Annotated in this window: 10 protein-coding genes and 2 tRNA genes; 8 read left to right on the top strand and 4 right to left on the bottom strand. The window is 68.4% G+C overall.

What is annotated here, in order from left to right; all coding sequences use genetic code 11:
* Positions 1–78: 78 nt before the first annotated feature.
* Complete coding sequence (locus tag AB0I54_RS08620) at positions 79–1,332, bottom strand: GNAT family N-acetyltransferase (protein WP_363295176.1); 1,254 nt, start codon at positions 1,330–1,332, stop codon at positions 79–81.
* Between the two features lie 150 nt (positions 1,333–1,482).
* Here AB0I54_RS08620 and AB0I54_RS08615 point away from each other — a divergent pair, with 150 nt between their 5' ends.
* Complete coding sequence (locus tag AB0I54_RS08615) at positions 1,483–2,658, top strand: PP2C family protein-serine/threonine phosphatase (RefSeq protein ID WP_363295175.1); 1,176 nt, start codon at positions 1,483–1,485, stop codon at positions 2,656–2,658.
* 121 nt (positions 2,659–2,779) lie between these two features.
* Positions 2,780–3,220: an HD domain-containing protein gene (locus tag AB0I54_RS08610; protein ID WP_363295505.1), complete on the top strand. Its 441-nt coding sequence runs from the start codon at positions 2,780–2,782 to the stop codon at positions 3,218–3,220.
* A gap of 33 nt (positions 3,221–3,253) precedes the next feature.
* Here AB0I54_RS08610 and AB0I54_RS08605 read toward each other — a convergent pair whose 3' ends face one another.
* The gene (locus AB0I54_RS08605) at positions 3,254–4,339 is read right to left on the bottom strand and encodes an acyltransferase family protein (RefSeq protein WP_363295174.1); all 1,086 of its coding nucleotides are present in this window, start codon (positions 4,337–4,339) and stop codon (positions 3,254–3,256) included.
* Positions 4,340–4,870: 531 nt separating this feature from the next.
* On the opposite strand from AB0I54_RS08605, the gene AB0I54_RS08600 reads away from it, so the two are divergent.
* Positions 4,871–5,065 (top strand): hypothetical protein, encoded by a 195-nt coding sequence (locus tag AB0I54_RS08600; RefSeq protein ID WP_363295173.1) that lies wholly within the window; start codon positions 4,871–4,873, stop codon positions 5,063–5,065.
* A 65-nt stretch (positions 5,066–5,130) separates the two neighbouring features.
* Here the strand turns inward: AB0I54_RS08600 and AB0I54_RS08595 are convergent, their stop codons facing one another.
* Together AB0I54_RS08595 and AB0I54_RS08590 are read right to left on the bottom strand one after the other, a co-directional pair.
* Positions 5,131–5,370 (bottom strand): hypothetical protein, encoded by a 240-nt coding sequence (locus tag AB0I54_RS08595; RefSeq protein WP_363295172.1) that lies wholly within the window; start codon positions 5,368–5,370, stop codon positions 5,131–5,133.
* Between the two features lie 363 nt (positions 5,371–5,733).
* Positions 5,734–5,804: transfer RNA gene (locus tag AB0I54_RS08590), tRNA-Gly, on the bottom strand.
* Positions 5,805–5,967: 163 nt separating this feature from the next.
* On the opposite strand from AB0I54_RS08590, the gene AB0I54_RS08585 reads away from it, so the two are divergent.
* From AB0I54_RS08585 to clpX, 5 genes are all read left to right on the top strand, one after another.
* Positions 5,968–6,044, top strand: a tRNA-Pro gene (locus tag AB0I54_RS08585).
* A gap of 191 nt (positions 6,045–6,235) precedes the next feature.
* Positions 6,236–7,630: a trigger factor gene (gene tig / locus AB0I54_RS08580; RefSeq protein ID WP_363295171.1), complete on the top strand. Its 1,395-nt coding sequence runs from the start codon at positions 6,236–6,238 to the stop codon at positions 7,628–7,630.
* A gap of 282 nt (positions 7,631–7,912) precedes the next feature.
* Entirely contained in the window at positions 7,913–8,518 is a 606-nt protein-coding gene (locus AB0I54_RS08575; protein ID WP_263216457.1) for an ATP-dependent Clp protease proteolytic subunit, read from the top strand.
* A gap of 70 nt (positions 8,519–8,588) precedes the next feature.
* Entirely contained in the window at positions 8,589–9,254 is a 666-nt protein-coding gene (locus AB0I54_RS08570; protein WP_363295504.1) for an ATP-dependent Clp protease proteolytic subunit, read from the top strand.
* A 170-nt stretch (positions 9,255–9,424) separates the two neighbouring features.
* Complete coding sequence (gene clpX, locus AB0I54_RS08565; protein ID WP_363295170.1) at positions 9,425–10,711, top strand: ATP-dependent Clp protease ATP-binding subunit ClpX; 1,287 nt, start codon at positions 9,425–9,427, stop codon at positions 10,709–10,711.
* Positions 10,712–10,736 lie beyond the last annotated feature (25 nt).

The raw sequence follows: 10,736 nt of genomic DNA, 5'->3' as shown, positions 1-10,736 counted from the left end.
GTCGCGGACCGGCTGCCGGGAGACGCGGACCGGCCGCCGGTAGACCCGGACCGGCTGCCGGGAGACGGCGACCAGTTGTCAGAACCCGTGCGCCAGCCAGGGCGCCACCGCCGAGCCGAAGGCCGTCGACGCCTCCGCCAGCGCGCCCGGGCGCAGCTCCCGCACCCGTCCGGCCCCGGCCAGCGACAGCAGCGAGACGCCGCCGAGGTAAGCGGCCCCCAACTCCCGTACGGACAGGGCGAGGTCGGCCGCCTCCTCGGTGCGTTCGCAGGACGCACCCTTCATGTCCCCGCAGAGCCGCCAACGCCCGCTGTTCCAGGGGCAGAAGGCGTCCTCGACCTCGAACACGACCTCGACCGGGGCCTGGTAGGTCCGCGCCTCCAGCGCCGCGCCTACGTCCACGAGCCGTACGTACAGCGAGTCGCGCACCAGCACCCGGCACCGCCGGATGTCGGACACCTGGTACTGCCACGGCTCGTCCACCGGCCGCCGCCGCGCGTCGATCGACGAGGTCAGGTCGATGCCGAACAGGAACCGCCACAGCGCGGCGTGCGCGGCCGCGTCCAGCGCCTCCAGGTCCTCCAGCACCACCGTGCCCTTGGGTCCGGCCGGTTCCCAGTCGGGCTTGATCCTGAAGCGCGCGAAGCCCACGGTCTCCCCGTCCCGCTCCGCCAGTACGCACAGCAGCGGCGACGCCCCGTGCCGCTCGCTCTCCGGGTCGAGCAGTCCCACCCGGTCCCAGCCGGGCAGCCGCTCCACCATGCCCGGCCGCAGCGGCACGTGCCGGGCGTAGAGCGCCTCGCACACGTCGAGCACATCGGCCGGTGCGGCGTACCGCAGTCGTACGGCGTCCGTACCGGGCGGCACCGACAGCCGTACCCGGTCCGTGTCGATCTCGGCGTTCACGTGATACGTCGCGGCGCCGTACCCGAATCGTCCATAGATGACCGGCTCGGACGCCGTCAGGACCGCGAGCGGCCAGCCCCATGCCCGCACATCTTCCAGCTGCCGCCGCATCATCGAGGTCAGCACCCCGCGCCGCCGGTGCGTGGCGGCCACGCTCACCATCGTGACGCCCGCGGCCGGCACCGGGGCGCCGCCCGGCACGGTGACCCGGAAGGCGAAGGCCCCCGCCGTGCCGACCAGCTCGTCCCCGTCCCAGGCGCCGATGTACCGGTCCGGCTCGATGAGCGAGATCCACAGCTCCCGCTCCTCGGCCGACTCGGGGACCGCACCGAAGGCGCGGATCAAGTGGTCGTACCAGAGGCCGAGGTCGTCCCGGCGCAGTACGCGCAGTTCGGTCGTGCGGTCGCTCGCGACGTCAGTGCCCATGAACCATGCGTACCAGGGCATTGCGGGACGAGCGAGTGATTTTCTCCCGGGCGGCCGTGTGCCGGGCTTCTGTGAAGTTGAGCCTCGGACGAGGGATAAGTCGGACCTCGCGTGCCAAGCGGCTGGTCCGCTGGATAGGGTCCCGGACTAATGGCAGCAGGAGGAGAGCGGCGCGCGAAGGCCGAGACGCTGACGGCCCGGTGGAGGATGCAGTGGCACCGGGCCCGGGTCGGTGTGCGCAGAAGTGCCGTGGACTACTTCCGCGGTGACGGCTCGGACTGGATCGCGCTCTTCGGACTGCTGCTGACGATCCCGGTCCTCGCGTCCATGACGCTCGCCAACTCGGTGTGGTGTTCACCGGCCACGCTGGTGCTGCCGATCGTCGCGGGCGGGCTGCTGCTGCGTCCGGCGAGTCTGCTCGGGCTGTACGCGGCGGCGGCGACGGCGCTGATCGTGGAGTCGGTGCAGCTGGGGCCGTACACGGAGGGGCCGTCCCGGGTCACCCCCGGCGTGGTCCTGGTGGTCGCCGCCTGTGGCTTCTTCGGGCTGCTCACGGCCCAGTTCCGCAGCCGGGTGGGGGTGCCCTGGCGGCGCGGCGGCACGATGCTGTTCGACCTGCGCGAGCGGATCCGGGTGCAGAGCAAGCTGCCGAAGCTGCCGCACGGCTGGCACCGGGAGATGGCGCTGCGGCCGGCGGGCGGCCAGTCCTTCTCGGGCGACTTCGTGGTCGCGGCCCGTACGAACAACGGCCGCACGATGGAGGTCGTCCTCACGGACGTGTCCGGCAAGGGCATGGACGCGGCGTCGCGGGCGCTGCTGCTGTCGGGGGCGTTCGGGGGTCTGCTGGGTTCGCTGCCGCCGCACGCGTTCCTTCCGGCGGCCAACGGCTATCTCCTGCGCCAGGACTGGGACGAGGGGTTCGCCACCTCGATCCATCTGGTCCTGGACCTCGACTCCGGGGACTACGAGCTGTTCTCGGCGGGACATCCGCCGGGGCTGCAGCTGAGCGCCGGCAGCGGTCGCTGGGAGGAGAAGGCCGCCGAAGGCCCGCTGCTCGGTGTGTACGACGGCGCCCAGTTCGACCCCGTGAAGGGGTCGCTCCGTCCCGGGGACGTGTTGATGCTGTTCACGGACGGTCTGGTGGAAACCTCAGACCGGGACATCGTCGAGGGCATAGACCGGCTGACGGGGGAGGCCGACCGGTATGTCGCCGGAGGCTTCCACGGCGCCGCCTGGCACCTCATCGAGGCGGTGGCCAAGGACGTCAACGACGACCGGGCGCTGCTGCTGATCTGCCGGGACGCCGCGACCACGGCGGTCCGCTGAACCTGCGCGCGGCCGGACGAGGGCTGGGGGCCGAGGGGCTGGAGGCTGAGGGCCGAGGGCTGAGGGCCGTACAACGGCCGTCGGTGCGGGGGACACTGGGGAAGTGACCGAAACGCATCGCATGCTCACCCTGGCCGAGGTCGAGGCCCTCGCCCGCGCCGCCCACGAGGGGCAGACGGACAAGGCCGGGCGGCCCTACGCGGAACATCTGAAGGCCGTCGCGGAGGGCGTGCGCGCCCGGGGCGGGGACGACGAGCAGATCGCGGCGGGCTGGCTGCACGACTCCGTCGAGGACGACGCGCTGTCGCGCGAGTGGCTGAGCGGGGCCGCGCTGAGCCGGCGCACCAAGGACATCGTGCTCGCCGTCACCAAGCGGGCGGGGGAGGAGCCGGAGGCGTACGCCGCGCGCATTCTTCACACGCCCGGCGCGCTGCTGGTGAAGGAGGCCGATCTGGCCCACAACGCGGACCCGGAGCGGCTCGCGGTGCTCGACGAACCCGTCCGGAAACGACTGACCGAGAAGTACGCGCGGATGCGAGCACTTCTCGGTCTGACGGTCTGACGGTCTGACGGTCTGACGGGCGAGACGGCCCGGCTACGCGCTGACCTTCTCGCGGGCGCCTTCCGCCTTCTGCCGTTCACGGGCCAGTTCGGCCGCGTCCCGCTTGAACGCCCACTCCATCCTGGGCTCCATGGCGAACCGGAAGACGCGCTGCACGGGCTTGGTGCACAGCACGGTGACGACGGCCGCGGCCAGGACGCTGACCAGGATCTGGCCGAGCGGGTGGTGCAGCGAGGGGTGGTCGAACCAGCCCCGGTAGTCGGCGAACTTGATCACGAAGCCGTGCAGCAGATAGCCGTACAGGGTGCCGGCGCCCAGCGCGGTGAACCACAGCTTCCGGCGCGGTACCCAGGCGAAGAAGCAGGCGGTGAGCACCAGCGAGCAGCCGAACAGCGCCAGGACCATGAGCGGGCCGCACCACCAGGGCGCGCCGAACTCCTGGGCGGATTGGCGGTGGTAGAGCCACGCGGTGTTCATCCGCGGCACGCTCCACCAGCCGACCGCCAGCGCGGCCGCGAAGACCGGCACCGACGCGATGCGCACCCAGCGGCGGCGCACCAGCTGGAAGTGGTGCGGCTTCATGCACAGGCCCAGCACGAAGTACGGCAGGAACTGCAGGACGCGCTGGAGGTCCAGATCGTCACCGATGCTCGGGGTGACCGAGGCCAGCATGGCGAGGCCGATCGCCAGCGGGAGCGGCCATCGGACCAGCTTCCAGATGGGCGTGGTCAGCCGCCAGATGAACAGGGCGCACAGGAACCAGGTCAGATACCAGGGATCGAGGAGGCTGATCTCCTGGTCGGGGGCGTGGTCGACGAACCGCTTGAAGAGCGGATAGGCGGTCTCGAAGACGATGTACGGCACGGCGACGCCGGTGATGAGCCGCTTCAGCCGGTCCGGGCGCATGTCGAAACTGCGCGAGAAGAAGCCGGAGATGATGATGAACGCCGGCATGTGGAAGGCGTACACGACGGTGTACGCGCCCTCCAGGATGCGACTGTCGCCCTTCAGCGGTTCCCAGGAGTGACCGATCGCGACGAGCACGATCGCCAGGTATTTGGCGTTGTCGAAGAACGCGTCGCGCTGTTTGCCCGGTCTGTCCCGATCCTGCGTACTCATCGGGGTACGCGGACTCGGCACTCCGTTCACCGGCGACTGTGCCGATGGGAGCGGCCTTCGGTGCTGGCCGGGGGACGAGGCGGCGTCAAACATCTGAGGCACCCTAGCGTCGTCTGTGGGATTTCGTAAAACCCCCAGTGTGTTTCCTTGTTATGGGGCTTCGGGTGCCCCGGATTCACATAAGTCGACGCCTCTGTCCACGTGATGGTCAGCACATCGCAGGCTTCCGTTCACCCTTGATGTCCCGATTCATACTGACTAATTGGGGCATAACGCAGTGCTTCGGCCAACAATTCGAATTAGCTGCGAACGAGATGTGTGGACAGCGAAACGAAGCCCTCAATTCCCTGTGCTGCGGGCGTGGGCGGGTTTCCGAATTGCTGTGCGCCGAGTCACCCCGTTGCGGGCGGCCGTCCGACGATGCGTCACGCGCCGCATACGCTGGCCGGGTTGGTGGCACGATGGTTCTGGCGGGGGTGCGGGGATGTACCTCCGGGCCGGGAGAGCGGACCGACCGAGGGTGTGATCAGTGTGGCCATTTCACTGTCCGTGGTGCTGCTGTTGGCGATCATCCTTGTGGTGCTGATCCGAGGGGGGAGCATCAAGGCCGGCCCCGCCATCGTCGCGATCCTGTTCGGCTTCTTCCTCGCCTCGACCGGCATGGCCCCGTCGATCCAGCGGTTCCTCAACTCGATAGCCGAGACGATCAACTCGATCAGCTTCTGACGAGGCTCCCGGGCGAGTGCGGATCTGTACGTTACGTACAGAGAAGACGGCGTATGTGGGTGGGGTCAACCGTTGTCATGGGGGTAGGCCCGTTCGAGGCTTGCTTCTATGGACCACACCGAAATCGGCGTGATCACCAGATAGATCAAGCCTGACCATGGGTCGGGCACATGATCTTGGAAGACGACTGGCAGGACGGCGAGCGCCACAAGCCAGGCAACCAGGACGGGACGCCGGACGACAAAGCGGAGGACGCCCTTGAACGTCTTGGGTCGCTGCGGTTGATCAGCGTTCGTCGGCGTCATGGCCGGAATGTACTGCGACGGCGTCGCTCCGGGGAGGGCCGTCGACGACGATGCGGTCGGCCGAAGTCGCGGAGCCGACCGCCCCAGCCACAGCGGGGCCGGCCGAAGCCGCCAGCTCCCCTCGGGCCGCTTCCAGGCCCGCTACGTCGGCCCTGACGGCGTCCTTCGGCCCGCCCCGGAGACCTTGGGCACAGGCGACACCCTTGCCGCCTCGACGGGTGCCAGCACGCGGGAACTGATGGCGCAAGAACAAGATCGGACGCCGGAGGGGCACGCGGGGGACACGGCCGGCTGACTGCAGCTCGGGGAAATGATCAGGGCCAGGCGGAGGAATCGTCCTCCGCCTGGCCCCGAGTCGTACAGAGCGGGCGACGGGAATCGAACCCGCGTAGCTAGTTTGGAAGACTAGGGCTCTACCATTGAGCTACGCCCGCACGGGACGCGCCGCAGGTCGTCGACCACGGCACAGGAGGCATCGTAGCGGGTCGCATGCGCCCGCCGCACACCCATTGCGCGCCGCGCCACCGTGCGCCCGCGCGCTCCGCAAATGCGGCAGCCGCACTGCCTGCGGGCATGTACCCTACGTGTCGCACCAGACGGGGTGTGGCGCAGCTTGGTAGCGCGTCCGCTTTGGGAGCGGAAGGCCGTGGGTTCAAATCCCGCCACCCCGACCATCGGCCGAGATCATTCGTCGGCCACGCCTGATGATCGCCTTTTGGGGCGTTCAGCCGCTGCGGTTACTATGCAAGCTGCGCGCCCGTGTGTCCCGGCCCAATCGGCCTACGAACTCCTCCGGGCGGCTAAATCCGCCGGACCTGTCTGGCTCCGGCGAACACCAAGAAGTCAGCCACAAGGAGACCGAACCGTGAAGAGCGCCGTGGAGACCCTGAACCCGACCCGGGTTCGGCTCACTGTCGAGGTGCCCTTCGAGGAGCTCAAGGACAGCCTCGACGCGGCGTACAAGAAGATCAACCAGCAGGTCACGGTGAAGGGCTTCCGCAAGGGCAAGATCCCGGCGCGCGTCATCGACCAGCGGTTCGGCCGTGGCGCCGTGCTGGAGGAGGCCGTCAACGACGCGCTGCCGAAGTTCTACACCGAGGCGGTCAACGAGGCCGAGCTCAGCCCGCTGGGCCAGCCCGAGGTCGACATCACCGAGCTGAAGGACGGCGAGACGCTGAACTTCACCGCCGAGGTCGACATCCGCCCGGCCCTGGAGATCCCGGACTACTCCGGCATCGAGGTCGAGGTCGACGCCGTCGAGGTGACCGACGAGGACATCGAGAAGTCGGTCGAGCAGCTCCGTGAGCGCTTCGCCTCCACCTCCCCGGTCGAGCGTGCCGCCGAGGACGGCGACGTCGTCACGATCGACCTGCAGGCCAAGGTCGAGGGCGAGGTCCTCGAGGACGGCGTGGCCGAGGGCGTCTCCTACACCATCGGCTCCGGCGAGCTGCTCGACGGCATCGACGACGCCGTGAAGGGCCTGGAGGCCGGTGGCGAGGCCACCTTCACCTCCGAGCTCAAGGGCGGCTCGGCGGCCGGCAAGGAGGCCGAGGTCACCGTCAAGGTCACCCAGGTCGCCGCCCGCGAACTGCCCGAGCTGGACGACGAGTTCGCGCAGCTCGCCTCCGAGTTCGACACCCTCGACGAGCTGAAGGCCGACAGCCGCAAGCGCCTCGAGAACATGAAGCAGTACGACCAGGCCACGCAGGCCCAGGAGCGCGTCCTGGAGAAGCTGCTCGAACTGGTCGAGGTCCCCGTCCCCGAGAAGCTGCTCGAGGACGAGATCAACACCCGTAAGCACAACCTGGAGCACCACCAGCTCGGGCAGATGGGCCTCACCCTCGACAAGTACCTGGAGATCCAGGGCAAGACCGCCGAGGAGTTCGAGAACGAGACCCGCGAGGCCGCGGTCAAGGGCATCAAGACCCAGTTCGTCCTCGACGAGCTGGTCAAGTCGGAGAAGCTCAACGTCAACCAGGAGGAGCTCACCGAGCACCTCATGCGGCGTGCGGCCTCCTCCGGCATGTCCCCCGACCAGTTCGCCCAGGCCGTCGTCGAGGGCGGCCAGGTGCCCCTCCTCGTCGGCGAGGTCGCCCGCGGCAAGGCCCTGGCCGTCGTGGTCGAGGCCGCCACGGTGAAGGACACCAACGGCGAGATCGTCGACCTGGACGACGAGGACGAGGTCGAGGCGGCCACGGAGACGGTCGAGGCCGCCGAGGCCGCGGACGAGACCGCGGACGAGGAGAAGGCCGAGGGCTGAGCCCTGGAGCCTCTGCAGGCCGTATGACGAAGGGCCCCGGGATGCACAGCGCCCCGGGGCCCTTCGTCATACGGTGGAACAGTGGCCCGTCCGCAGAAGGCGCCCGGCGCTACGCCCCCGGCGAACACCCCCTTCCACGGGATTCTCCGAAGGGACCAGCGCGTTAGGGTCCATGAATACGGGGGCAGGGGACTCACCTGAAACCCCCGGCAGGATTTCGCAGTACACGTGAGACGGCCCGGCGCCGTCGTAAGACGAGCAGGTGGATACGTGACGAATCTGATGCCCTCCGCCGCCGGCGAGCCTTCCATCGGTGGTGGCCTCGGCGACCAGGTCTACAACCGGCTGCTCGGCGAGCGGATCATCTTCCTCGGCCAGCAGGTCGACGATGACATCGCCAACAAGATCACCGCGCAGCTGCTGCTCCTCGCCGCGGACCCGAGCAAGGACGTCTACCTCTACATCAACAGCCCCGGTGGCTCGGTGACGGCCGGCATGGCGATCTACGACACCATGCAGTACATCCCGAACGACGTGGTCACGATCGCCATGGGCATGGCGGCCTCGATGGGCCAGTTCCTGCTCACCGGCGGTGCCGCGGGCAAGCGCTTCGCGCTGCCGCACGCGGACATCATGATGCACCAGGGCTCCGCGGGCCTCGGCGGCACGGTCTCGGACATCAAGATCCAGGCCGAGTACCTGATGCGCACCAAGAAGCGCATGTCCGAGCTGACCGCGCAGCACTCCGGCCAGACCGTCGAGACGATCATCCGCGACGGCGACCGCGACCGCTGGTTCACCCCGGAAGAGGCCAAGGAGTACGGTCTCATTGACGAGATCATCACGCATGCCTCCGGTGTTCCGGGAGGCGGCGGCACCGGTGCCTGACCGGCCCGGCCCCGCACGCTCCGCCGAGTACTCCAGCCCCCAGAACGCCACCAGGACGGTGAACACGCACATGAGCAACTTCCCCGGCGCCGCCAGCGGCCGCTACGACGGGCCGCGGCCCGAGAGCCGCTATGTCATTCCGCGCTTCGTCGAGCGCACCTCCCAGGGCATCCGCGAGTACGACCCGTACGCGAAGCTCTTCGAGGAGCGCGTCATCTTCCTCGGCGTCCAGATCGACGACGCCTCCGCCAACGACGTCATGGCGCAGCTGCTGTGCCTGGAGTCGATGGACCCCGACCGGGACATCTCGATCTACATCAACAGCCCGGGCGGCGACATGACCGCCCTCACGGCGATCTACGACACGATGCAGTTCGTGAAGCCCGACATCCAGACGGTGTGCATGGGCCAGGCGGCGTCCGCCGCGGCCATCCTGCTCGCCGCCGGTACGCCCGGCAAGCGCATGGCGCTGCCGAACTCCCGCGTCCTCATCCACCAGCCGGCCGGCAGCACCGGCCGCGGACAGCTCTCCGACCTGGAGATCATCGCCAACGAGTTCACCCGGATGCGGTCGCAGCTGGAGGAGATGCTCGCCAAGCACACCAACCGGCCGATCGAGAAGGTCCGCGAGGACATCGAGCGCGACAAGATCCTCACCGCCGAGGAAGCGCTCGAGTACGGCATCGTCGACCAGATCATCTCCACCCGGAAGATGAACAACGAGACCGTCCGCTGACGCTCAGGACCCGCACTCTGTCGCCCTTGGCGCGGTGCACGTCAAAGTGAACCGTGCCAAGGGGGGCCCGAACGGGGGGCCCGGCAAGGTACCGTCGGACATAAGGCAGCACCAGGAGCCGCTGGATTCGAAAGCGTCCAGGCGTCTCCCAGGCGAAGGGGAAGCACACCGTGGCACGCATCGGTGACGGCGGCGATCTGCTCAAGTGCTCGTTCTGCGGCAAGAGCCAGAAGCAGGTCAAGAAGCTCATCGCAGGGCCCGGTGTGTACATCTGCGACGAGTGCATCGATCTCTGCAACGAGATCATCGAGGAGGAACTCGCCGAGACGAGCGAGGTGCGGTGGGAGGAACTCCCCAAGCCCCGCGAGATCTACGAGTTCCTGGAGGGCTATGTAGTCGGCCAAGAGGCCGCCAAGAAGGCTCTCTCAGTCGCGGTGTACAACCACTACAAGCGGGTTCAGGCGGGGGAGAACGGCGGCGCCCAAGGCCGCGACGACGCCATCGAGTTGGCGAAGTCCAACATTCTCCTGCTGGGCCCCACGGGCTCCGGCAAGACGCTCCTCGCACAGACCCTGGCGCGCATGCTGAACGTCCCGTTCGCGATCGCTGACGCGACGGCGCTGACGGAGGCGGGTTATGTCGGCGAGGACGTCGAGAACATCCTCCTGAAGTTGATCCAGGCCGCGGACTACGACGTCAAGAAGGCCGAGACGGGGATCATCTACATCGACGAGATCGACAAGGTCGCGAGGAAGAGTGAAAACCCTTCCATCACCCGCGACGTGTCGGGCGAGGGTGTGCAGCAGGCCCTCCTCAAGATCCTCGAAGGCACCACGGCCTCGGTCCCGCCGCAGGGCGGCCGTAAGCACCCGCACCAGGAGTTCATCCAGATCGACACGACGAACGTGCTGTTCATCGTGGGCGGCGCGTTCGCCGGACTGGAGAAGATCATCGAGGCACGGGCCGGCGCGAAGGGCATCGGCTTCGGCGCGACGATCCGCTCGAAGCGTGAGCTGGCCTCCAAGGACGTCTTCGAGGACGTCATGCCGGAGGACCTGGTCAAGTTCGGCATGATCCCCGAGTTCATCGGCCGTCTGCCGGTGATCACCTCGGTCCACAACCTCGACCGCGAGGCGCTGCTCAAGATCCTGGTGGAGCCCCGCAACGCCCTGGTGAAGCAGTACCAGCGCCTCTTCGAACTCGACGGCGTGGAACTGGACTTCGAGCGCGAGGCCCTGGAGGCCATCGCCGACCAGGCCATCCTCCGCCAGACCGGCGCGCGCGGTCTGCGCGCCATCATGGAGGAGGTCCTGATGTCGGTGATGTACGAGGTCCCGTCCCGCAAGGACGTGGCCCGGGTCGTCATCACGGCGGACGTCGTCCACTCGAACGTGAACCCGACACTGATCCCACGCGACGCCCGCGGCCGCGGCCAGGGCGAACAGAAGACGGCGTAGTCAGGTTTGCCGTATGCCGAGGGGC

Source organism: Streptomyces sp. NPDC050625 (genome assembly GCF_040654755.1).
Lineage (GTDB): Bacteria > Actinomycetota > Actinomycetes > Streptomycetales > Streptomycetaceae > Streptomyces.
Note: the sequence above shows the minus strand (reverse complement) of the source record. Positions and strands in the feature narration are given on the sequence as shown.